Source organism: Noviherbaspirillum sp. L7-7A (genome assembly GCF_019052805.1).
GTDB lineage: Bacteria > Pseudomonadota > Gammaproteobacteria > Burkholderiales > Burkholderiaceae_D > Noviherbaspirillum_A.
The window spans coordinates 141,920-165,538 of sequence record NZ_JAHQRJ010000003.1; the positions used below are offsets into that span (position 1 = coordinate 141,920).

The window sequence follows — 23,619 nt, forward strand, 5'->3', positions numbered from 1 at the left end:
CGCGCCAGCGAGCAGGTGGTGTTGTCCAGCCTAGACCCGACGGCGACTATGCTTCCTCATTGCCGTGGGCACCGGCTAATCATCCTACTGTCATTCACCCGCCCTGTGCACCGCGCTGGAAGTCGCCGCCCAGGGCCTTGATCAAAAACACCGACGACAGCAGCCGCTGGCCGGCAAGCTGGGCCACCTGGCGCTGTGCAGTCAGCAGGTTCTGCTGCGCGCTAATCAGGTCGAGGTAACTGGCCACGCCGCCTTCGTAGCGCGCGGTGGCCAGGTCCAGCACCCGGGCCGCGCTGTCGTTGGCGCGCAGCGCCTGCGCATGCGCACGCTCCAGCGAGGCCATGCCGCTGATGCCATCCTCGACTTCCTGCATTGCTGTCAGCACCACGCGGCGATAGCCCGCCACTGTAGCTTCATAGCCGGCTTGGGCGCCGGCCTGGTTGGCGCGGATGCGGCCGGCATCGAACAGCGGCTGGGCCAGCGAGGCGCCGAGCGACCATAGCAGGCTGGGCGCATCGAACAGCATCGGCAGCGCGCGCGATTCCACGCCGCCGGCGGCGCTCAGTGAAATGCTCGGATAAAAGGCCGCATTCGCCACGCCGAGCTGGGCATTGGCCACTACCATCGCGCGTTCTGCCGCGGCGACGTCGGGTCGGCGCTCCAGTAAGTCTGACGGCAGTCCCAGCGGCACGGTAGGCACCAGCGGCGACTGCGCCGGCAGCACGCGTGCCGCCAGCGTGAAGCCGGGCGCGCCGGCGCCGGTGAGCGTGCCCAGCGCATGTTCGAACTGGGCTCGCTGGCGCTTGAGCAGGTCAACCTGGGTCAGTGTACTGTCGAGCAGCGCCTGCTGCTGCGCCACGTCCAGGCCCGATACCGCGCCGAGGTCATGGCGGTCGCTGGCAAGTTCCAGCGCGCGCCGCTGCAGCGCGACCGAGCGCGCCACCACGTCCAGTTCCGTGTCGACGGTGCGCAGGTTGAAGTAGGCGGTGGCCACGTCTGCGGTCAGCAGCAGCCGGGCATTCTCCAGATCGATCGCGGACTGCTCGGCCGACGCGGTGACGCCGGCGATATTGCTGGCGATGCGGCCGAACAGGTCGGCTTCATAGCTGACGCTGAGCTGGGCAACCGCGTCGTTCTGCACGGTGGAGAAGTTGGGCGATCTGTAATTGGTCAGAGGCCGGTTGGCCGAGATGCGCTGGCGCGCGCCGCGCAGGTTTAGGCCCAGTTGCGGATAGCGCGCAGCCAGCGCGGCATCGAGCGCAGCCTGGGCCTGGGCCAGGCGCGCTCCGGCCACGGCCAGCGTCGGGCTGTTGTCGAGCGCGCGCCGCTGCAGCACATCGAGCTCAACATCGCCAAAGCGCTGCCACCACGGGCCGCGCTCGGCGCCATCGTCGGGACGGGCTTCGCGCCATGGCGCTTCCAGGGTCCATGCGGCCGGCAGGTTGAGCACCGGCTTGCGCATCTCGGGTGGCGTGGCGCAGCCTGCCAGCAGGGCGGCGCCAGCCAGAAGGCCGGCCAGCCGGCGTGGCCGCCTCATGGCGCCGGCCGGGTCTGGCTGCCGTTGCCGGCCTTGGCGGCCGGCGCATCGGCCACCACCTCGACCAGGTCGTTCTCGGCCAGCGCATCGGGTGGATTCAACACCAGCCGGTCAGCCGCATCGACGCCTTCCAGCACTTCCACCGTCTGGCCGAAGTTGCGGCCGATGCGCACCGGCTTGATATGGACGCGCCCGGCCTGGTCCACCGCCGCCACCTTTGGCCCGGCGCTGCTGAAGATCAGCGCATTGGTCGACATCGTCAGCGCCGAACTCGTCACCGGCAGCGCCACCTGCACATAGGCGCCGGGCAGCAGCGCATTGTCGCGGTTGGGCAAGCCAATCTCGACCTGCATGGTGCGGGTCGCGCTGTCGATCGCGGCGGCAGTGCGTTCCACCTTGCCTTCGAAGTTGCGGCCGGCCAGTTCGGGCTGGCTGACCGTGACTTTCTGGCCAGCCTGCACAAGCTGCGAATAGGACTGCGGCACATTGACATAGATGCGCAGCGGATCGGTCTGGGTCAGCAGGAACAGCGCGCGGCTGGCGCCGCCGCCGGCATCGATCAGGTCGCCGACGTCGACGTTGCGGCGGGTGATCACGCCGGCGAAGGGCGCCGTTACCCGCTTGAAGGCTTCGAGCTGGCGCAGCCGCTCGATGTTGGCATCGACCGCGGCCAGGTTGGCGCGCGCCTGGGCATGGGCGCTGCGTTTCTCATCCAGGTCCTGCTGCGACACGGCGTCCTTCTTGCGCAGCGCTTCCCAGCGTTCCATCGTGCTTTGGGTCAGCATCAGGCTGGCCGCGGTCTGCGCCCGGGCGGCAACGGCCTGCGTCAGTTGCTGGTCGATTTCCGGAGTCTCGATCTCGGCCAGCAGTTCGCCCTTGGCGACACGGCTGCCGATATCCCTGGTCCAGCGTTTCAAGTAACCGCTGGCGCGTGCCGCCACCGGCGACTGGGTATAGCCCTGCAGCGTGCCCGGCAGCACCAGCGGCTGCCCGGCCGCGCCGGCCTTGGGCGAGGCCACCCGCACATGCAGCTTGCCGTTGCTGGCCGCCACCGCCTCCAGCGCATGCGCATTTGACATGCGGCTGACCATGGTGCGCGCCGCGCCCAAACCCAGCAGCACAAGCAGCACGGCCGCGCTGATCTTCGCGCGCCGCAGCAGCTGCCTGCGCTTGTGCATATCGGCGGCCTCATCCTCGTGCGGCAGATGCTGCGTCAGACCGGAATGGCGTTGCTCGGACATGGAATGCGTCTCCTCTTGCGTTTTAGTGAGCTGCCGGCTGCATGCCGGCGCGTGCCGCATGGCGCGCGGCCAGGCGCTGGTGAACGGCTGCGTAGACCACCGGCACGAAGAACAGCGTCGAGACCGTGGCGAACAGCAGGCCGCCGATCACGGCGCGTCCCAGTGGCGCATTCTGCTCGCCGCCTTCGCCAATGCCGAGCGCCATCGGGATCATGCCGATGATCATGGCCAGCGCCGTCATCAGCACCGGCCGGATGCGGGTTGCGCCGCCCTCCAGCGCAGCGGTGAGGATGGGTATGCCATCGGCGCGCCGCTGCCGCGCGAAGTCCACCAGCAAAATGCTGTTGGCGGTGGCCACGCCCACGGTCATGATGGCGCCGGTCAGCGCCGGCACGCTCAGCGTGGTGCCGGTGATGAACAGCATCCAGGCAATGCCGGCCAGCGCCGCCGGCAGCGCGGCAATGATGATGGCGGCGTCGATCCAGGACTGGAAATTCACCACAATCAGCAGGTACACCAGCACGATGGCCATGGCCAGGCCGGTGAGCAAGCCGGTGAACGACGACTGCATAGTTTCCACCTGGCCGCGCACTGCGATCTGGCTGCCGCGCGGCAGCTTGGGCCGTATCTTTTCCACCTCGGCACTGACCTGGCGCGCCACGCTGGCAAGGTCAGTGCCCTGCACGCTGACATACAAATCAATCACCGGCGTGATGTTGTAGCGCGAGACGATGGGCAGGCTCTGTCCCGGCCTAGCCTCGGCCAGGTTGCCCAGCAACTGCGGTGCCGCACCCGGTGCGCTGGCGCCGGCCGCCACCGGGATGTTGAGCAGCGCATCGAGCGAATCGACCCGGTACTGCGGCGCCTGCACCGCGACGTTGTAGACCACGCCGTTCTGCGGATTGAGCCAGAAGGCGGGCGCGGTCTGTGAGCTGCCCGACAGCGCGATCAGCAGGTTCTGGCCGACATTGGCCACGTTCAGCCCGAGCTGCTGCAGGCGCGCGCGGTCGACCTGCAGTTCCAGCGTCGGGTTGTCCAGCTTCTGGTGCACATGCACGTCGACTGCGCCCGGTATCTTGCGGATGGCCTTGGCCAGCTCGCCTGCCAGCGCGGCATTCTCGGCAATGTTATTGCCCGACAGTTGCACATCGATCGCGGCAGGCAGGCCGAAGTTCAGGATCTGGGTGATGATGTCGGCCGGCTGGAAGAAGAACTCCACGCCGGGAAAGCGGCGCGGCAGCTCGGTGCGCAGGCGGCTGATGTACTCCCCGGTCGGCCGGTGGCCTTCATGCAGCGACAGCAAGATCTCGCCATCCATCGCGCCGATGGTGCCGGCATTGCTGTAGGAGAGGTTGATGCCGCTGTTGGGCACGCCGAGGTTGTCGAGGATGGTGTCGAGCTGGTCGGCCGGAATCATCTCGCGTATCGCCACCTCGACCCGGTCGGCCAGCAGCGCGGTTTCTTCGATGCGGGTGCCGGTGGGCGCGCGCATGTGCAGCCGGATCTGCCCGGCATCCACGGTCGGGAAGAAGTCGCGGCCGAGGAAGGGAAAAAGCAGCGTGGAGAGCAGGCAGAAGCCCAAGAACAGCATCAGGAAACCGCGCCGGCGCGACAGCAGGGTCGAGAGGATCAGCATGTAGGCCCGCCGCACCTGTTCGAAGCGGCGGTCGAAGGCGCGGTACAGCCGCTGGAGCAGGCTGGGTTTGGCGCCATCATGTGCGCCATGGCCGCGCATGAACAGCATCACCAGCGTCGGCACCAGGGTGCGCGAGAGCAGATAGGAAGCCGCCATCGCGAACACCACCGCCTCTGCGAGCGGCACGAACAGGAAGCGCGCCACGCCGGAGAGGAAGAACATCGGCACGAACACGATGCAGATGCACAGCGTTGCCACCAGCACCGGGATGCCGATCTCGCCGGCGCCGGTCAGGATCGCGTCTTCCAGGCTGGCGCCGAGCTGCATGTGGCGCTCGATGTTCTCGATGGTGACGATGGCCTGGTCGACCAGAATGCCCACCGACAGCGCCAGCCCGCCCAGCGTCATCAAATTCAGGGTCTGACCCATCAGGTACAGCATCAGGATGGACGCCAGGATGGACAGTGGTATGGTGACGGCAATGATCAGCGTGCTGCGCCAGTTCCCGAGGAACAGCAGCACCATGGCCGCGGTCAGGCCGGCTGCGATCACCGCTTCTGCTACCACGCCCTTGATCGCGGCCTTGACGAACACCGACTGGTCAAACAGCGGCGTGACCTTGATCTCGGGCGACATCGTCTGCAGCGCCACTGGCAGCATCGCGCGCAGGTTGTCGACGATATCGAGCGTGGAAGCGCCGCCATTCTTCAGCACCGACAGCAGCACGCCGCGCTCGCCGTCGCGGCGCACTACATTGGTCTGGGGCGAGAAGCCGTCGCGCACCTGGGCCACGTCGCGCACGAAGGTGGTGGCGCCGGCGGCGGTACGCACCGGCATGTCGTTGAGCCCGGCAATGGCGTCAGGCGAGCTGTTCATGCGCACGTTGTATTCGGTTTCGCCAAACTTGGCGGTGCCGGATGGCAGGATCAGGTTCTGGGTATTGACGGCATTGACCACGTCGATCGGCGCCATGCCGCGCGACTGCAGCGCCTGCATGTCGAGGTCGACCGAGATCAGGCGGATCTTGCCGCCGTAGGGAAAGGGGATGGCCACGCCCGGTATTGTCACCAGCTGCGGCCGCAGCTGGTTGACGGCGGCATCGAATACGGTCTGCTCGGGCAGCGAGGTGGACGACAGCGCCAGCTGGATCACCGGGATGCTCGATGCCGAATACTTGATCACCAGCGGCGGCGTGATGCCCGGTGGTAGCTGCCGCACCTGGGTCTGCACCGAGGCCACCGTCTGCGCGATCGCGGTCTGGATGTTGGCGGTGGGCTGGAAGAAGATTTTGATGACGGTGACGCCCGACAGCGACTGCGACTCGATATGCTCGATGTCGCTGACGGTGGTAGTCAGCCCGCGCTCGGTCTGCGCCGCGACCCGCTGCCCCATCTCCTGCGCCGACAGGCCGTTGTAGTTCCAGATGATGCTGATGACCGGGATGTCGATCTCGGGGAAGATGTCGGTGGCCATCTTGCGCAGCACGAATGGCGTGGCAAGCAGGATCAGCAGCGCCATCACGATGAAGGTGTAGGGCCGGCGCAGTGCGAGTTGGACCATGGACATGATGACGGGGCGGGTTGAGCAAAAATGGCTTTGATTATACTGAGTAAGGGCTCTGTCCATCGTGGCCCCTTGTTTAAAGCCTGAAACGGCTGCGCCGGGCTCCCACTCGTTTTAACCAATGGTGGTAGGAGGTTATTAACTATGTGTGGGCAAAGACAGTTGAGCTCGCGCCGGCGACGCTCAACTGTCGTACAAAAAGTAAAACAAGTCCACTCGCAGCAGCTTACAATTGTCGCGCCCGTTTCCCATGCGCTGACGACATTGACTTCCACACAACCGCTGCCATTCAGTTCCGCCGAGAAGCTGCACTACCTCAGCAGCAACCTGCGCGCATTACTGGTCTGGCCAGTGGTGCTGGGCGCGCTGGCAACTGCCCTGTGGAGCGGCGCCTTCTGGATCATGGAAAACGAGAAGCGCGCCATCAGTCAGCGCGCCTTCGCCAATGCCTCGGCCCAGGCCAGGGCCTATGCCGAGCAGCTGGACCGCATCATCGGCCAGATCGACTACATCATGCTGAGCCTGAAATACCACTGGCAGAAAAGCGCTGGCGACGTACTGCTGGAAGAGCAGGTCAAGCAGGGCCTCGTGCCGGCCGCAGCCGGGCTGTCCATCACTATTGTCGATCGGCGAGGCATGCCGGTAACCAGCACCCTGGCGCTGGGCCGCAATGAGGCGTCTATTCGCGAGCGCGACTATTTCAAGTCGCATCGGGCAAAGGACCAGGGCCTGCTGTTTTCCAAGCCGATCGACGGCATGCGCACAAAACGTCCGGTGCTGATCCTCTCTCGCCGCCTCGATGATGCCCAGGGTGCCTTCGATGGCCTGATCGTGGTGGCCATCGAGCCGGCTTACCTGACCTCGATCGCTGATTACACCGGCCTGGGCAAGGGCGACTTCATGGGGGCGCGCCGCGCCGACGGCGTGTTTCTCGCCGCCCGGATGATAGGCGTCGAGCCCACTGCCGGCCCGGTGCTGATGGAGGATCCGGTCCTGCCGGCGCCGGCAGGCCTGGAAAAGATGGCCGGCAGCCGGTTCGTCGATGGCCGCACCCGCTATATCGGCTGGCATCATGCCCGCAACTATCCCATGGTCGGTCTGGTCGGCCTGGCGGAACAGAACCTGATGGCTGCCTATGAGGACCGGCAGCACGAGCTGCAGCTCATCGCGCTGGCCGGCAGCGTTCTGTTGCTGCTGGTGGCCGGCACAGGCATGGGCTATTCCGCGTTGCGTGTACTGCGCCGGGAATACGCCAGGGAGGTGGAAACGGCATACCGCCTTGCCACCGAAAGCGCGCGCGAAGGCTTTTACATGCTGCGCCCGCTGTACGACCGCCAGCGCCAGATCGTCGATTTGCTGATCGAAGACTGCAATGAGCGCGGCGCCTTCTACCGGGGCTTGCCGCGCGCCGAATTGTTGGGAAAGCGCCTGTCGGCCACCGCGCCCCTGCTGTTTCAGTCCCACATGTTACCCGCCTGCCGCGTGGCGATGGAAAAGGGATTTTATGAGGACGAGGTGCATGTGCCGTCGCATGAAAGCCGCCAGCCGCAATGGCTGCAGCGCCGCCTTGAGCGCTCGGGCATGGGCCTGGCCGTCACGCTGCGCGACATCACCGATGCCAAGCTGCAGCAGGAGGCCATGCATCGCCTGGCCAATGCCGACCCGGTGACCATGCTGCCCAACCGCCATTGGCTGATGAGCCATCTGCCGGCCACTCTGGAGCAGGCCCGTGGCGCCGGCACGCTGGTGGCAGTGCTGTTCGTCGATCTCGACGACTTCAAGAATGTCAACGACACGCTGGGCCATGCCGCAGGCGACGAGCTGCTGCGGGCGGCGGCGCTGCGCTTCAAGGCGCTGGTGCGTCCGGGCGACAGCATCGCCCGGCTGGGCGGCGACGAATTCACCATCGTCCTGGCTTCGGCCCACAGCGAGGAAGACGTACTGCATGTAGCCGGCCGCCTGATCGCCGCGCTGTGCGACCCCTTCACCATCGGCGGCGGCACCCGGCATACGGTGCAGGCATCGGTCGGCATCAGCCTGTTTCCGCGGGATGGCAATGACGGGCCAACCCTGTTGAAACATGCCGACATCGCGATGTATGCCGCCAAGACCGGCGGCAAGGGCAATTATTGCCTGTACCGTCGCAGCCTTTCCGACATCCTGCTGCAGCGGGTGACGCGGCAGGCCGAGTTGCGGCATGCGCTGGAAGCCGATCAGTTTGAACTCTACTACCAGCCGCGCGTCGATGTCGCCACGGGCGAAATGACGAGCATGGAAGCCCTGGTGCGTTGGCGCCATCCGCAGCGCGGCCTGATACCGCCGGACGATTTCATCAGTCTGGCCGAGGAGAACGGCCTGATCGTGCCGCTGGGCGAGCAGGTGATCGCCAAGGCCTGCGCCCAACTGGCGCTGTGGCGCGATGCGGGCCTGCCGGTGGTGCCGCTGTCGGTGAACGTGTCGGCGCGCCAGATCGACCGCGCCAGCGTCAGCGCCTGTCTTGGGGGCTGCATGGCGCGCCATGGCATTGACCCCAGCCAGATCGAGGTCGAGATCACCGAGTCGGCCACTGTGGCACAGGAAGGCACGGCAGGCGCCGAGCTTGCGGCCATCCGCGCACTCGGCGTGAAGCTGTATGTGGACGACTTCGGCACCGGCTATTCCTCGCTGTCGCAATTGAAGCGGTTGGACATGGATGGCCTGAAGGTGGATCAGTCCTTCACTGCGCAGATCGCCAATGGCCCTGAAGATCTGGCTTTCTTCACCGCCATCCTGGCGATGGCGCATGCGATCGGCATGCGGATAGTGGCCGAGGGCGTGGAAACAGCCGAGCAGTTGCACCTGCTGCAGCAACTGCAGTGCGACGAAGCCCAGGGCTACTATGTGTCCCCGCCGGTGCCAGCCGAGGAGCTCGCAGTCCTGCTGACCAGGCGCTTCCTGTTCCCTCGGACCTGATGGCCGTCGTGCCGGCATGGCGAGGTAAGCGCCGTGATGCCGCGCCGCGGTACGGATGAGCTTGTCCTTAACTGCAGTCTTGCCAAGGATGCGTAGCAGTTGACGGTTTGGTGGAAGCATGTTTCCATGTGACGACTTCGACAAGATCGGAGCACAAGCATCAAGGCTTGATGAGCACCGGGCCGACAGGACCCGGCGCCAATAAAAGGAGACAGCAATGCACCCCGATCACAGATGGCGTTGGCCCGCCGCAGGCATGGCCACGTCCTTGCGCGCCATTGCCACGGGCGCCAGAAACGTTTCGGCAAGGCACCGTGACGACGCCAGCCATTCCCGTCAAGAAGTACTCAAGTACTCGACAATGCATTTACCCAAGGAGACAAGCATGTTCAAGAAATTACTACGCCTTTGCGCGGCCACCCTGGTGATTGGTTTCGCAGGAGTGGCGGGCGCCCAGAATCTGTCCATCGCCACTGGCGGCACCGGGGGCGTGTATTACCCGCTCGGAGGCGGCTTGGCGGCAGTGCTGTCCAAGCATGTGCCCGGCCTTCAGGCCACGGCAGAAGTCACCGGCGGCTCGGTGGATAACCTGAAGCTGGTCGGCTCGGGCCAGCCCTATGTCGGCTTCACCATGTCCGACGCTGCCCAGGATGCCTACAAGGGCGAGGACAAGTTCAAGTCCAAGAAGGTGCCGGTGCGCACCATCGCCGTCCTCTATCCCAACCGCATGCACTTGGTAACGGTGGAAGGGCGCAACATCAGCAAGCTGGCAGATCTGAAGGGCAAGCATGTGTCGACCGGCTCACCGGGCAGCGCCACCGAGGTAATGGCCTTCCGCATTTTGGAGGCGGCTGGCCTGGACAAGGACAAGGATGTCAAGCGCGAGCGGCTGTCGGTGGCCGAGTCGGTGAATGCGATCAAAGACAACAAGATCGATGCTTTCTTCTGGGTTGGCGGCCTTCCGACCGCGGCCGTGACCGACCTGGCCAACACGCCTGGCACCAAGATCAAGATGATCGACCATGCCGAGACGGTGCCCATCATGAACAAGAAGTACGGCAACCTGTATGTGTCCGACACCATCCCGAAGTCCATGTACCACGGCATGACGGCAGACAACCAGCAGGCCACCGTGATGAACATCCTGGTGGCGAATGAGAACATGGACGACAAGACCGCTTATAACATCGCCAAGACCATCTTCGAAAAGCGCGACGAGCTGATCGCGGTGCACAAGGAAGCGGAGAACTTCAAGCTGGAAAACCAAAAGACCAGCGCCACGCCGGTGCCCTTCCACCCAGGCGCCGCCAAGTATTACGCTGAAAAAGGCATCAAGCTGAACTGAGTACTTTGATGCGAGCCTGATCCGGTCGCCCGCTGCTGCGCGCGGCCGGCGGACGGCAAGCCGCATGTTTAACAACACCGGACACCCTATGACTGAAAGTAGCAAGCCGGACCCGGCACTGGCCGCCGGCGTGGACGAAGAGGCGTTGAAAAAGGCGGAAGCCTATATTGAGGAAGAGGAAGGCGCGGCCAACCGCATGACTGGCTGGATTGCCGGCTTTTTGACCCTCACCGCCGTGGTGATGTCACTGTTCCACCTCTACAGCGCCTATGCGATCGTGCCTACGCAGGTGCTGCGTCCGGTGCACCTGGCCTTCGTACTGTTTCTGACCTTCCTGATGTTCCCGGTGGCGCGCCGCTTCCGCCATCGCATCATGTGGTGGGACTGGCTCGCGGCCCTTTTGTCGCTGGTGATTATTGCCTACGCCATCATGGGCGGCGACGACTTCAACGACCGCAACACCATGCCCGAAACCTGGGACATCGTGTTTGGCGCGCTGCTGATGATACTTGTGCTGGAAGCAATGCGCCGCACTGCCGGCTGGATCATGCCGGTGGTGACAATCGGCTTCGTACTCTACGCCCTGTACGGTAACTTCCTGCCGCAGCCCTGGACCCACAAGGGCTATACGCTGGGCCGGCTGGTAGGGCAGATGTACATGACGCTGGAAGGCATCTTCGGCGTGGCGCTGGATGTCTCTTCCTCGCTGATCATCCTGTTCACCATCTTCGGCGCCTTCCTGCAGTTCTCTAACGCAGGCAAGTTCTATATCGACTTTTCCTTCGCGGCCATGGGCGGCAAGCCAACCGGCGCCGGCCGCACTGTGGTGCTGGCGTCCTTCCTGCTGGGAGGCCCTTCCGGCTCGGGCGTGGCAACCACGGTCACGCTGGGTTCGGTGGCCTGGCCGATGCTGCAGAAGGTTGGCTATGAACGCAATGCCGCTGGCGGCCTCCTGGCCGCGGGCGGACTGGGCGCCATCATCTCGCCGCCGGTGCTGGGCGCGGCGGCTTTCCTGATCGCCGAGTTCCTGAAGATTTCCTATCTCGACGTGCTGCTGATGGCGGCCATTCCGACGGTGCTGTTCTACCTGGCGCTGTTCCTGATGGTGGAGATCGATGCGCGCAAATACGGCATGGGCAATACCGTGTTCGCCAAGGCCGACAGCTTGTGGAACCTGACGCGGCGTTACTGGTTCCATTTTGTGTCGCTGGTGTCGATCGTAGTGTTCATGCTGCTCGGCTATTCGCCGGTGCTGTCGGTGTTCTGGGCCACCATCGTCACCTTCTTCGTCAGCTTCCTCGACCGCGACTGCGCGCTGCTGTCCTATGACCTCTTCCGCGGTAAGGGCTCGGTATGGCGGCACATCGCCGACTCGCGGCTGGTCAAGGCATTGGAATCCGGCTCCGTCGGCATGCTCAACGTTGCCGCCACGTGCGCCGGCGCCGGCATCATCGTCGGCGTAGTGACGCTGACCGGCCTGGGCCTGAAGTTCAGTTCTATTGTGATTGCCTATGCCGGCGGCTCGCTGCTGCTGACCGCTGTCTACACGGCGCTGGTGGTATGGATCGTCGGGCTGGCAGTGCCGGTGACGGCGTCCTACATCATCTGCGCGGTGATTACCGCGCCGGCGCTGACCAAGCTGGGCGTGCCTGACTTCGCGGCTCACATGTTCATCTTCTATTACGCCGTGCTGTCGGAAGTCTCGCCGCCAACGGCCCTGTCGCCATTCGCCGCTTCGGCTATTACGGGTGGCGATCCGTACAAGACCACGATGCAGTGCTGGAAGTACACGGTGCCTGCCTTCCTGCTGCCTTTCATGTTCGTGCTCGACCCCAGCGGCCAGGGCCTGCTGCTAATGGGCTCGACCAAGGCGCTGGCCAGCGCGAACTGGTGGTCCATCGCCCAAGTCAGCCTGACCGCAGCGGCTGGCATTGCGGCACTGGCGGCGGGTTTCCAAGGCTGGATGTTCATCCGCACCAACTGGCTTGAGCGCACGCTGTTGCTTGTAGCAGGATTTGCGCTGGCTTATCCGGGGACGTTCTACGACTTGCTGGGATTTGGCTTGCTGATTGCTGCGGTGGTGATGCAGCAGTTGAGGGGAAGGGCCGTGGTGGCGGGATCGCGTGCCGGATAGGGGAGTGGACACGCAGCGGCAGCTGCCTTTGTAGGGTGCGATACCCAAGGACATTGCACCGCGTTCGCAAACCGGGATCGCATCGTCAGCGGACTTCCCCGATTAACCAATGCTGCAATGCCCCTGCAGGGTATTGCAGCCTACCGACGTCGCACCTTATCCGCTTCAGGCATGGGCGGCACGGCGCAATCAACAGGGGTCCACCGCAACTGCAACGATGTCGACTCAACCCACACCATGCCAGGCAAACCCAAGCTTGCACGGCAACGCGTGAAGGCAACGCCCCGCGTGGCGCCACGCCACACAAACCGACGTTAACTCATGATTCCGATCTGCCAGGGCACGAACTCATTGTCCCCCAATCCCAGCAGCTCGCTCTTGCTGGCCTCGCCAGAAGCCGTGCGCAGCATGAGTTCGAAAATGCGTTCCCCCATCGCATTGATCGACATCGAACCATCCAGGATCGCGCCGCAATTGATGTCCATGTCTTCCTCCAGCCGCTCAAACATCGGCGTATTGGTCGCCAGCTTGATCGACGGCACCGGCTTGGCGCCGAACATCGAGCCGCGACCGGTGGTGAAGGCAATCAGGTTGGCGCCGCCGGCGATCTGGCCTGTTGCCGATACCGGGTCATAGCCTGGCGTGTCCATGAAGACTAGGCCCTTGGCGGTCACCGGCTCTGCATAACGGTAGACCTCCATCAGCGGGCCGGTGCCGCCCTTCATCGACGATCCCAGCGACTTCTCGAAGATGTTGGCAAGCCCGCCGGCCTGGTTACCGGGGCTGACCTGGCCATTGATCTGCACGTCGCGTCCGACGGAATAGACATCCTTCCACCAACGGATGCGCTCAAGCAGCTTTTCGCCAACCTCGCGGCTGGCCGAACGCCGTGTCAGGGTGTGCTCCACGCCGTAGATCTCGGGCGTCTCGGACAGGATCGCGGTACCGCCGTGGCGGGCCAGTAGGTCCACCGCCGAACCCAGCGCCGGATTGGCAGTAATGGAGGAAAAGCCATCCGAGCCGCCGCACTGCAGGCCCACGCACAGATGGCTGGCTGAGACGGTCTGGCGTCGTACTTGGTTGGCCGCCGGCAACAGCTCCCGAACCGCCGCTACACCGGCTTCAATGGTCTTCCTGGTGCCGCCGGTTTCCTGCATCACGAAGGTGCGCAGCAGCGGGCCGGCTTCCAACTGCTCGTCATCCAACAAGCCCTTCAGCTGGTTACGCTCGCAGCCCAGGCCTACCACCAGCACCGCCGCCAGGTTGGCATGCCGCGCATAGCCGGCCATAGTCCGCCGCAGCAACGCCATCGGCTCACCCGTCATTTCCATGCCGCAACCTAGGGAATGGCTGAAGGCCACCACGCCATCGACATTCGGATACTCGGCCAGCCGCTCTGGCGTAAACCAGTCGGCAATGCGGCGCACTGCGGTGGCTGAGCAATTGACGGTAGACAGGATGCCGATGTAGTTGCGGGTGGCGACGCGGCCGTTAGTGCGCACGATGCCCTGGAAGGTCGCGCGCTGGCCTTCGGGAAGAAGGTCGATTGGCGCAAACTCGGAAGCATGCGCATAGTCGCGCTGGAATTCGCGGAACTCGGTATTGTGGCCATGAACCAGCGTGCCGGCCGGGATGTCGATGGCGGCAAAGCCCACCACCACGTTGTACTTGCGTATCGGCTCGTCCTTGCGGATCAGGCGCGATGCGATCTTGTAGCCGGCCGGTACCTGGCTGCGGCTGATGAAGCGCTCGGCCGGCACTTCGGTGCCTATGCCGATGTCGGTACGGGCAACCACAATGTTGTCGCCCGGATGCAGGCGAATCACCGGGCCGAGGAATTGTTTCTGGGAGGTTTCTATCATGAGTCTCTCTTGAAGGCATGGCTACGCGGATGCCCGCCGGCCGGTATGCCGATTATTTGCCAGCACGATCGAAAATAAAAATTGATAATTCTGATGAAACGATTCGAATCCCGAATCAATCTCTCCACTGGCCTGACAACGCATGGACATTTCAACCCGCCACCTGAAAGCCTTTCTGGCGCTTGCGGAAAAAAAGAACTTCACCCGCGCTGCCGAAGCAGCGCATCTATCGCAGCCCGCGTTCAGCATGCTGATCCGCAGCCTTGAACAAAGCCTAGGCGTCCGGCTGTTCGACCGTGGCACCCGGCGCGTCGAGCTGACAGTGGAGGGCGGCACGTTCGCCAGGTCCGCCGCCCGGCTGCTGACCGAGTTCGACAGCGCGCTGGCCGAGATGCGCGATTACACTGCATTGCGCACCGGCCGGGTGGCAATCGCAGCGCTGCCTTCGATTGCGGCCTGGCGGCTGCCGCCGGTGATTGCCCGCTTCAGGGCAAGATATCCGCAACTCGAACTCGTGCTGCGCGATGTCACTGCCGACGACTGCCTCGACCTCCTGCGGCGCGGCCAGGTCGACTTCGCGCTGACGGCTGCGTTGCCGTCTACTGAATTCGAGGCCGAGCCGGCATGGCCGGATTGCTTCTTCGTGGTGTGTCCGCCGGACCATCCGTTGGCGGGCAGGCAGGCGGTCCATAGCACTGACCTGCTCGAGTATCCCCTGGTGCAGCAGGACCGCTACAGCAGCATCCGGCAACAGGTGGACGCAGTGATGTTCCCGCAGCGGCTGAAAACCGCCATGGAAGTATCAACCATGGCAACCGCGGCCGGGCTGGTAGCCAGCGGCGTTGGCATTGCCATCGTGCCGGCAGTGGCGATGTTCCATTTCCAGCATGCGCAGGTGGTGAAGATTCCACTGTCCGACCCCGCATTCCAGCGCCACATCTGCATTATGCGCCAGCGCGGACGCCACGACTCGATCGCCGCCGCGGCCTTCCTCGCGATGCTCAACGACGACTGAATGACTGCGCCGGGAACGCCGTGAGCCGGTTCAGACCTCGGCGCTGGTGCGGATCACGGTAACCCGGCTGATCAGGAATTCCCCGTCCACCACCACCCGATGCGGTACGCCAACGACATTGAAGCCCGGGCCGCCATCATCCAGCCATTGCTGCGCCAGCGTGTCGAATTGCTGCGGCTGCATGCGCAGCATCTGGGCGCTTATAACGAAATGCGCACCCGGTTTCTGCTTTCTGACAAATGCATCGATGGATGTCATCGTTCTTTCCCTGTTCATGGATCCGGGCGCCAGTGTAACGGCCATCCCGCAACGTTGTTGATGTCCTTCAAGGAATGGCCAATCCGTGGCGGTTATGCAGCCCGGGGGAAGTAGGATAGAATTCGCGACGTTCCGGCTTTTCCGGCGCTTGAAGCGCAAAACCCCGCCTGATCCATTGCATGCGGGGTTTTGCGCTTTTATATGACTGAACTTTGGAGTAATTCATGGCAACAGCAGCAAAAAAAGAGAGCAAGCCAAACGCGGCGTTCATGAAGCCGGTGACGCCTTCGAAGGTGTTGGCTGAAGTAGTCGGCGCCGAGCCGATGCCACGCACCGAAGTCACCAAGAAAGTATGGGACTACATCAAGAAGCATGATCTGCAGGATGCTGCCAACCGTCGCATGATCAATGCCGACGCCAAGCTGGAAGCTGTCTTCGAAGGCAAGAAGCAGGTCTCCATGTTTGAAATGACCAAGCTGATCTCGGCACACCTGAAGGCCTGAGCCACTGCCGCCGCTGTGCCGCCCCTGGTGCGGCAGGCGGCCCGGCCTTCAAAAGAGGCTGCATGAAATATCCTGTCACGCCCGATGGGCGTTACTTCGTAGTGCGCGGCAGGCTCTGGCGCACCAGCAATCCGGCATTGCCGCCCGAGCACCGCAGCGCGCTCACCCGCGAGCTGATGCGCGCGCGCCGGGCCGTGGGTGTCGCGCTGCGCGCCGACGACACCGATGCATTGCAGGCGGCGAGAGCGGCCGTCGATGCGGCCAAAACGGCGCTCGGCGAGCGCGGCCCGGTCTGGTGGACCGATGGCGCGCCCGACTACAACCGCCACATGGCCAAGAATTCTCCCTACAAAGACTGGTACGACGGCCTCGCCGCGCCGGACTGATAGTCATGCCCCGTCTTGTCCTGGCCAACATCGTGCTCACGCTGCATGCGGCAGTGGTGCTGTTCATCGTCGGCGGGCTGGTGCTGATCTTCCTCGGCCACCGGGCAGGCTGGCGCTGGGTCAATGGCTGGTGGTTCCGCCTGGCGCATCTGGGGGCCATCGCCATCGTGGTGGCGCAAGCCTGGCTGGGCGTGGACTGTCCGTTGACCACGCTGGAAGTCTGGCTGCGCGGTCCTGGGGGAATGGGCGATGAGGCGAATGGCTTCATTGCCTACTGGCTCGGCCGGCTGCTTTACTATCGGCTGCCCGCCTGGGTTTTCGTGCCGGCCTACAGCCTCTTCGGCGGGCTGGTCATGCTGGCATGGTGGCGCTATCCGCCATTGCGGCGCGGCACCGACCGTGCTTAGCAGTTTTCGCAATGCGCATGCGCAAGGGCGAACAGGCGTTCCAGACTAACTGGCTTTTTCAGCACGCTGCAATTGTAGTCGCGCTCGACATCCGCGATGTCGGCCGCGGCGGAAACCACCGCCACCGGCGTCTGGGCCAGCGGCGCTGCCTTTTCCCGGCGCAGGGCTTCCAAAAATTCCCAGCCATTCATCACCGGCATCATCAGGTCCAGAAGGATGAGGCAGGGCTGGCCATTCTGCTCGATCTGGCGCAGGCCTTCCCTGCCATTGCTGGCGGTGACGACACTAAAACCTTCCATTTCGAGCAGATCCTTCAGCGTCTCGCGCAAGTCCGTGTCATCTTCAATTACAACGATGTGCTTGCATGGCATCCGTCTCTCCATTTCATGTCGGCTGCGTTAATGTTTCACAGGCACCGCGGCTGGGCAGGTGCACGCGGAAGCGGCTGCCTTGTCCCAGGCGCGAACTCACCGTGATCCTGCCTCCCAGCGCCCGCACGATCTGGTCCACCAGTGCCAGGCCCAGGCCAACGCCCGGCAGGCTCTTGTGCTGCACCGGCTCCAGCCGTTCGAACGGTTGAAAAATACGGGTGGTATCCGCTTCGTCAATTCCCTGCCCAGTATCAGCCACTTCAAATACGTGTGTGTCATGTTCCGTCATCAATCGGACTGTTACCGAGCCCTGGCTGGTGAATTTCAGGGCATTTGAAATCAGGTTGGCCAGGACGATGCGCAGCAGGCGGGCATCGCTGACAATGGGTGGCACGGCTGCCTGCTGTGGCTCAAGCGATAGCGTGACTGCGCTGGCGGCCTGGTCGGCATGTGCCGACAGCACTTCCTGCACAATCGCAGCAGCGTCCAGCGACTCCGGACGCGCCTCGATCCTGCCGCTTTCCAGGCGGGTATATTCCAGCAGGCTTTCCACCAGCCCGGCCAGTTGGCGCGTTGCGCGCGCCATGCGTTGCAGTCGGGCGGTGGCGGGAGTGGGCAGGCCGCCGCCGCGTTCCAGCAACTGCACATTCATATCCATGGTGGCAATCGGCGTGCGCAGCTCATGGGAGACCATGCCGAGGAACAGGCCCTTGACCCGGTTTGCGCGTTCAGCCTGCTCGCGCGCCACCTCGGCCGCATCGCGTGTGGTTTCGAGCTGCCGATGCCGCGTCACCAGTTCCGATGCCAGCCCCTCGATATCCAGCGATGCGCTGGCGAGTGCGCCGCGCAATTGGTCGCCGGCACGCTTGGCCGCAATCAGGTTGGCTGCGCGCGCCAGCAGTTCCTGCGGCAGGAAGGGCTTGGTCAGATAATCCTGCGCGCCTTCGCGCAGGAGTTTTACCCGCAGTGCATCATCGGCCTTGGCGCTGAGCAGCAGGATGGGCGTGGCCGCAGGTGCGTCGTTGCTGCTGCGTATGGCTTTGACCAGCTGCTCGCCACTCATCAGGGGCATCATGATGTCGCTCACGACCAGATCAGGCTGCAGCGCCTGGAAGCGTTGATAGCCTTCTTGGCCGTCGGCGGCGGTGACAACGTTATAGTACGGTGCCAAGGTCTCGGCCAGAAAGCGGCGCATGTCCTGGTTGTCTTCGACTACCAGCACCGACGGCCGCTGCGGCAGTGGCGCCTCAGGCTGCTCGGCCGCTGCAGCCGGGGCCAGTTCCTCCAGCATGGTCGACAGCGCCAGCCGGGTTGCGGGACTGGCTGCGGGTGCGGCGCTCTGTACCGCGGCGTCGACACCGGCGGTCAGCGGCAATTGCACCGTGAAGCGGGCACCGCCGGCAGCACTGGCATCCACTTTCACCGAGCCGCCATGCAGGCTGACCAGGTCTTTCACAATGGCCAGGCCAAGCCCGGTGCCGCCGTATTGACGGGTGATGCTGCCATCCGCCTGGCGGAAGCGTTCAAAGATCAGCTCCCGCGCCTCTTCTGCGATGCCGGGGCCGCTGTCGGCGACGGTGATGACCACATTGCCGTCGCCGCGCGCAAGCCGCAAGCGCACTTCGCCGCCCGCCGGCGTGAATTTGACTGCATTGGACAACAGGTTGATGACCACGCGCTCGATCATATCGGGATCGGCTTCGATCAGCATGGCTTCGTCGGCAGCCACATCGAAGCGCAGCCCGCGCTGACTGGCAACCTGTTCGAACTGCGCGGCGATGTCCGTGAGCCAGGGCTGCAGGTCGAACCGTGTCCGCTGCGGCTGCATGTCATGCGATTCCAGCTTGGCGATATCCAGCAGGTCGTTGACATGGCGCAGCAGGCTGCGGCCATTGCGGCTGATCAGGTCCAGTTCACGACGTTGCTGCTGGTTCAGGCTTGCATCTTCGCGCATGCGCTCGGCCGGGCCCAGCATCAGGGTCAGTGGCGTGCGCAGCTCATGCGAGACATTGGCGAAGAATTGCGTCTTGATTTCATCAAGCTCCTTGACCTTGCGGTACAGGGCTTCCAGTTCCGTGTGGGCGCGTTCCAGTTCCACACGGCGCTCTTCGGAAAGACGTGCCGCGGCCACCGTTTGCTCGATCTGCGGCCGGACGTACAGCAAGCCGATGGCGGTCGCGACCGATGCGGCCGCGGTGGCAACCTTGACCAGGCCATCCAGCAGATAGTCCGGATGCCATACCGTCCATATCTTCATGAAGTGGGTAAGGCCGCACAGGCCGATGAACAGGCCGAAGGCAATAAACACCGGACTGAAAGGCAACCTGATCCTGCGCACCAGCAGATAGAGGACCAGGGAGATGCCAAGGTAGGCCGTGCCGATCAGCGCGTCGGACACCACATGCATCCAGAGCAGGCTGGGGATCCAGAGGTAGCAGTGCCCATGCGGCATGAATGCGCTGCTTTTTTCGGAAATCTCGTTAAGCCAGTTTGCCATGCATTCTCCGCGGTGATTCGTGAGGGGCGTACAAGCTTTCGGGTTGGTACACGGTGCCGGGCATGATTATAAGGCTTGGTGCGACTCGGCAAGGTAGGGCAGAGGAATGACGTGGCGCCATTCCGGACATAAAAAACCCGCTTGCCGGCGAATCGCGCGGCAAGCGGGTTGGCGCTGCGGCGTGCCGGGGCACGCTGTGTCCGGCCCGGTCAGCGGCAGCTCAGCGACGCGCCGCCTTGACCTTCAGGCGCCATGCATGCAGCAGCGGCTCGGTGTAGCCGCTTGGCTGCGTCAGGCCCTGGAACACCAGGTCGCGCGCGGCGCGGTAGGCATAAGAAGCCTCGAAGTCCGGCGCCATTGGCGTGTAGAACGGGTCGTTCTCGTTCTGAGCATCCACCACGCGCGCCATGCGCTGCAAGGTTTCCGTGACCTGCGCCTCGTTGACCACGCCATGCAGCAGCCAGTTGGCGATGTGCTGGCTCGAAATGCGCAGCGTGGCGCGGTCTTCCATCAGGCCGACGTTGTGGATGTCGGGCACCTTGGAGCAGCCCACGCCCTGGTCGATCCAGCGCACCACATAGCCCAGGATGCCCTGTGCATTGTTGTCCAGTTCCTGCTGGATTTCCTCGGCCGGCCATTTCGCTTGCGCTACCACTGGAATCTGCAGCAGTTCATTGCGCAGGCGGTCGACCTCGCCGGCATTGGCGGTCTTTTCCAGCTGCTGCTGGATCTCGGCCACGTTCACCTGATGGTAATGCAGCGCATGCAGCGTGGCACCGGTCGGCGAGGGCACCCAGGCGGTGTTGGCGCCGGCCTTGGGATGGTTGATCTTCTGCTCCAGCATCGCTGCCATCATGTCCGGCATGGCCCACATGCCCTTACCGATCTGGGCGCGGCCGCGCAGGCCGCAGGACAGGCCGATTAGCACGTTGCTCTTCTCGTAGGCGGTGAGCCAGGTGCTGGTCTTCATGTCGCCCTTGCGCATCATTGGGCCGGCCTGCATGGCGGTGTGCATCTCGTCGCCGGTGCGGTCCAAAAAGCCGGTGTTGATAAAGGCCACGCGGCCGGTGGCTTCGCGGATGCAGGCCTTCAAGTTGACGCTGGTGCGGCGTTCCTCATCCATGATGCCCAGCTTGACGGTCTCGGCCGGCAGTCCCAGCAGTGCCTCGACGCGGCCGAACAGTTCGCTGGCGAAGGCCACTTCGGCCGGGCCATGCATCTTGGGCTTGACGATATAGACCGAGCCGGTGCGTGAGTTGCCGATCTTCTGTTCCGGCTTGCGCTTCAGGTCATGCAGGGCGATCGCCACGGTGACCACCGCATCCATGATGCCTTCCGGGATTTCCTTGCCGCCGTCATACAGGATGGCCGGGTTGGTCATCAGGTGGCCGACATTGCGCAGGAACAGCAGCGAGCGGCCATGCAGCGTGACCACGCCGTCCTTGACATCAGTGGCGCCGACGCCAGCGGTGTATTCGCGGTCCGGGTTCAGGCTGCGGGTAAAGGCATTGCCGCCCTTGGTGATGGTTTCCGACAGGCTAGCCTGCAGGATGCCCAGCCAGTTCGAGTAGGCCAGCACCTTGTCCTCGGCATCGACCGCGGCGACCGAGTCTTCCAAGTCGAGGATGGTCGACAGCGCGGCTTCGATCACCAGGTCGGCCACGCCGGCGGCGTCGCCCTTGCCGATCGGGGTGTTGCGGTCGATGATGATGTCGACATGCAGGCCATTGTTCTTCAGCAGCACCGAGGTCGGTGCGCCGGCGTCGCCGCGGTAGCCGACGAACTTCGCTGCATCGGCCAGTCCGGTGGCGGCGCCGTTCTTCAGCGCCACGGCGAGCTTGCCGCCCTCGACGGTGTAGCCGGCGGCGTCGTGATGGCTGCCCTGTGCCAGCGGCGCGATGCGGTCGAGGAAGTCACGGGCAAAGCCGATCACCTTGACGCCGCGCACGGGGTTGTAGCTTTCGCCGTTCGGGCCATTGCGGGTGGCGCCGTCGGTTTCGGCGATGGCGTCGGTGCCATACAGCGCGTCATACAGCGAGCCCCAGCGCGCATTGGCGGCGTTGAGCGCGTAGCGGGCGTTGAGGATGGGCACGACCAGCTGCGGGCCGGCCTGCACCGCCAGCTCGGCATCGACATTCGCGGTGGTGATGGTGAAGTCGTCCGGCTGCGGATTCATGTAGCCGATCTTTTCCAGGAAGGCGCGATAGGCCGCGGTGTCTCTCAGCGGGCCAAGATTGGCGCGGTGCCAGTTGTCCAGCTCGGTCTGCAGCCGGTCGCGTTCGGCTAGCAGCGCGATGTTCTTCGGCGCCAGGTCGCGCACGATGGCGTCGAAGCCTTGCCAGAAGGCGGCGCTGTCGACGCCGGTGCCAGGCAGCACGCGGTCTTCGATGAAGCGGTAGAGCGGGGTGGCGATCTGCAGTCCGTGGCAGGTAGTGCGGTCAGTCATGGTTAAGCCTCGTGTTGTCGTTATTTAAATCGGAAAGGAAAAATCATCGGGTAGCGCCGCGGCGTGCATCAGTGGCGATGAAGGCCGGCAGGTCCGACAGCAGCCGCGCCTGGCCGCTGGGCGTGACACCCAGCTCCTCCATCGGCGCATCAGCGCGGTTAACCCAGAATGTCTTGTAGCCAAACCAGCTGGCGCCGCAGATGTCCCAGCCATTGCTGGAGACGAACAGGATGTCGCGCGCTGCCATGCCCAGCATGTCGGTGCCGAGCTGGTAGGCTTCCGGCGCGGTCTTGAACTTGCGTACCGCATCGGCGGAGAGCACATGGCTGAACAGGCCCTCCATGCCGGCATTCTGCACGGCGGCCGCTAGCATTTCGGGATTGCCATTGGAAAGAATAGCCATCTTCATGCCGGCGTCCTTCAGCTGGCGCAGCGCGGTAAGATTTTCCGGGAAAGCCTGCAGCTTTGCGTACTGGCCCATCATGGTGTTCTGCGCTTCCAGGTCCAGTTCCAAGCCCAGCTTACGGCATGAAAATACCAGTGCGTCCTGCGTGATTTCCCAGAAGGGCTTGTAGGTGCTGCACAGGGTGCGCAGCTGGCTGTACTGGATCTGCTTGTCGCGCCACAGTTCGGCCAGCGATGCGCCCTTGCCGGGATAGAAGCGCTCGGCCAGTGCGCCGATGGAATAAACGTCGAACAGGGTTCCGTATGCGTCGAAAAGAATGGCCCGCACTGGCATGGCTGATGATCTGGTTGGCTAAGGTGCGGGGAGTATAGCCAATCTAAAAGTCAATAGCGCTAATGTTTTGTCGAATCACCTGTGCATTTTGGTTAAAGATCTCATCGGACTCGCTGCTGTTCTCGCAGCCAGAGACGATTTGAGGCAGGCTTGGTAACTGCCCGGAATCGCCGCCGGGACAGCAAACGCTCAGCTCGACGCCTGATCCTTGATCGAAGCCAGCAGCGCGTATTTCTCGCGATCTATTTCACCACGCGTACGCACGCCAAGGTAGCGCAGCACTGGCAGCGGCGGACACCAGCCGCGCAGACCATGCTGCAGTAGGAAAGGCAGCACGATGCCAGGCAGGATCAGCCATTTCTTGTTCACGGTCGCGCCCAGCACCAGGCCAGTCAGCGCCAGGGTTGATGCATTGACTTCCAGCATGCGCTCGACATCCCACTCATGCTCCAGTTCCTCGACGCGCTCGCGGATCACTTCCGGCGTGGCATTGAGGTAATGCATGATGTTTGCTTCGGTCTGGCGATCGATCTGGCGGTTCACATCGAGCGCGGTCGAGCGGCGCACACGGTCGCCTTCATCATCTTGGACGGTGGTTAAGGCATGGCTCATCGGTTTCCTCTTCTGGGTTGATTAATTGGCAAGCTTCGTTTGACGTTGCCTGTCGCAAAAAGTGCCCGAGTCCACGCAGCGCACGGAAGACATGGCGCTGGGGAATGCGGCTGCA

General features: G+C 63.8%; 17 protein-coding genes. 7 read left to right on the plus strand and 10 right to left on the minus strand.

What is annotated here, in order from left to right; genetic code table 11:
- Positions 1-94: 94 nt before the first annotated feature.
- Genes KTQ42_RS22185 through KTQ42_RS22195 form a run of 3 tightly spaced genes read right to left on the minus strand, consistent with a single transcriptional unit; the run spans position 95 to position 5,980 of the window.
- Positions 95-1,537, minus strand: coding sequence for an efflux transporter outer membrane subunit (locus tag KTQ42_RS22185; RefSeq protein WP_217347794.1), 1,443 nt, complete (start codon positions 1,535-1,537; stop codon positions 95-97).
- Complete coding sequence (locus KTQ42_RS22190) at positions 1,534-2,778, minus strand: efflux RND transporter periplasmic adaptor subunit (RefSeq protein ID WP_217347795.1); 1,245 nt, start codon at positions 2,776-2,778, stop codon at positions 1,534-1,536. The genes KTQ42_RS22185 and KTQ42_RS22190 overlap by 4 nt, the downstream gene beginning before the upstream one ends.
- Positions 2,779-2,800: 22 nt before the next feature.
- Entirely contained in the window at positions 2,801-5,980 is a 3,180-nt protein-coding gene (locus tag KTQ42_RS22195; RefSeq protein WP_217347796.1) for an efflux RND transporter permease subunit, read from the minus strand.
- A gap of 261 nt (positions 5,981-6,241) precedes the next feature.
- Between KTQ42_RS22195 and KTQ42_RS22200 the strand changes: the two genes are divergently transcribed.
- The 3 genes from KTQ42_RS22200 to KTQ42_RS22210 all read left to right on the plus strand — a co-directional run bounded on the left by KTQ42_RS22200 (position 6,242) and on the right by KTQ42_RS22210 (position 12,408).
- Positions 6,242-8,929 (plus strand): EAL domain-containing protein, encoded by a 2,688-nt coding sequence (locus KTQ42_RS22200; RefSeq protein ID WP_217347797.1) that lies wholly within the window; start codon positions 6,242-6,244, stop codon positions 8,927-8,929.
- 385 nt (positions 8,930-9,314) lie between these two features.
- The gene (locus KTQ42_RS22205) at positions 9,315-10,274 is read left to right on the plus strand and encodes a TAXI family TRAP transporter solute-binding subunit (RefSeq protein WP_217347798.1); all 960 of its coding nucleotides are present in this window, start codon (positions 9,315-9,317) and stop codon (positions 10,272-10,274) included.
- 88 nt (positions 10,275-10,362) lie between these two features.
- Complete coding sequence (locus KTQ42_RS22210; RefSeq protein WP_217347799.1) at positions 10,363-12,408, plus strand: TRAP transporter fused permease subunit; 2,046 nt, start codon at positions 10,363-10,365, stop codon at positions 12,406-12,408.
- A 314-nt stretch (positions 12,409-12,722) separates the two neighbouring features.
- Here the strand turns inward: KTQ42_RS22210 and KTQ42_RS22215 are convergent, their stop codons facing one another.
- Positions 12,723-14,270 (minus strand): altronate dehydratase, encoded by a 1,548-nt coding sequence (locus KTQ42_RS22215; RefSeq protein WP_217347800.1) that lies wholly within the window; start codon positions 14,268-14,270, stop codon positions 12,723-12,725.
- Between the two features lie 142 nt (positions 14,271-14,412).
- Between KTQ42_RS22215 and KTQ42_RS22220 the strand changes: the two genes are divergently transcribed.
- Positions 14,413-15,285, plus strand: a complete 873-nt coding sequence (locus KTQ42_RS22220) for a LysR family transcriptional regulator (protein ID WP_217347801.1) — start codon at positions 14,413-14,415, stop codon at positions 15,283-15,285.
- Positions 15,286-15,315: 30 nt separating this feature from the next.
- Here the strand turns inward: KTQ42_RS22220 and KTQ42_RS22225 are convergent, their stop codons facing one another.
- Positions 15,316-15,543 carry a hypothetical protein gene (locus KTQ42_RS22225; protein ID WP_217347802.1) on the minus strand — a complete coding sequence of 76 codons (228 nt, stop codon included), beginning with the start codon at positions 15,541-15,543 and terminating at the stop codon, positions 15,316-15,318.
- A gap of 224 nt (positions 15,544-15,767) precedes the next feature.
- Between KTQ42_RS22225 and KTQ42_RS22230 the strand changes: the two genes are divergently transcribed.
- From KTQ42_RS22230 to KTQ42_RS22240, 3 genes are all read left to right on the plus strand, one after another.
- Positions 15,768-16,046 carry an SWIB/MDM2 domain-containing protein gene (locus KTQ42_RS22230; RefSeq protein ID WP_194714736.1) on the plus strand — a complete coding sequence of 93 codons (279 nt, stop codon included), beginning with the start codon at positions 15,768-15,770 and terminating at the stop codon, positions 16,044-16,046.
- 62 nt (positions 16,047-16,108) lie between these two features.
- Positions 16,109-16,432, plus strand: a complete 324-nt coding sequence (locus tag KTQ42_RS24115) for a hypothetical protein (RefSeq protein ID WP_249223060.1) — start codon at positions 16,109-16,111, stop codon at positions 16,430-16,432.
- Positions 16,433-16,437: 5 nt separating this feature from the next.
- Positions 16,438-16,839, plus strand: a complete 402-nt coding sequence (locus KTQ42_RS22240) for a DUF2784 domain-containing protein (protein ID WP_217347803.1) — start codon at positions 16,438-16,440, stop codon at positions 16,837-16,839.
- On the opposite strand, the gene KTQ42_RS22245 is transcribed toward KTQ42_RS22240, so the two are convergent.
- The 5 genes from KTQ42_RS22245 to KTQ42_RS22265 form a co-directional block, all read right to left on the minus strand.
- The gene (locus tag KTQ42_RS22245; RefSeq protein ID WP_217347804.1) at positions 16,836-17,210 is read right to left on the minus strand and encodes a response regulator; all 375 of its coding nucleotides are present in this window, start codon (positions 17,208-17,210) and stop codon (positions 16,836-16,838) included. The genes KTQ42_RS22240 and KTQ42_RS22245 overlap by 4 nt on opposite strands.
- A gap of 13 nt (positions 17,211-17,223) precedes the next feature.
- Positions 17,224-19,707: an ATP-binding protein gene (locus KTQ42_RS22250; RefSeq protein ID WP_217347805.1), complete on the minus strand. Its 2,484-nt coding sequence runs from the start codon at positions 19,705-19,707 to the stop codon at positions 17,224-17,226.
- A gap of 220 nt (positions 19,708-19,927) precedes the next feature.
- Positions 19,928-22,153 (minus strand): malate synthase G, encoded by a 2,226-nt coding sequence (locus KTQ42_RS22255; RefSeq protein ID WP_217347806.1) that lies wholly within the window; start codon positions 22,151-22,153, stop codon positions 19,928-19,930.
- A 43-nt stretch (positions 22,154-22,196) separates the two neighbouring features.
- Entirely contained in the window at positions 22,197-22,892 is a 696-nt protein-coding gene (locus KTQ42_RS22260; RefSeq protein WP_217347807.1) for a haloacid dehalogenase type II, read from the minus strand.
- 189 nt (positions 22,893-23,081) lie between these two features.
- Positions 23,082-23,504: a hypothetical protein gene (locus KTQ42_RS22265; protein WP_217347808.1), complete on the minus strand. Its 423-nt coding sequence runs from the start codon at positions 23,502-23,504 to the stop codon at positions 23,082-23,084.
- Positions 23,505-23,619: the final 115 nt, after the last annotated feature.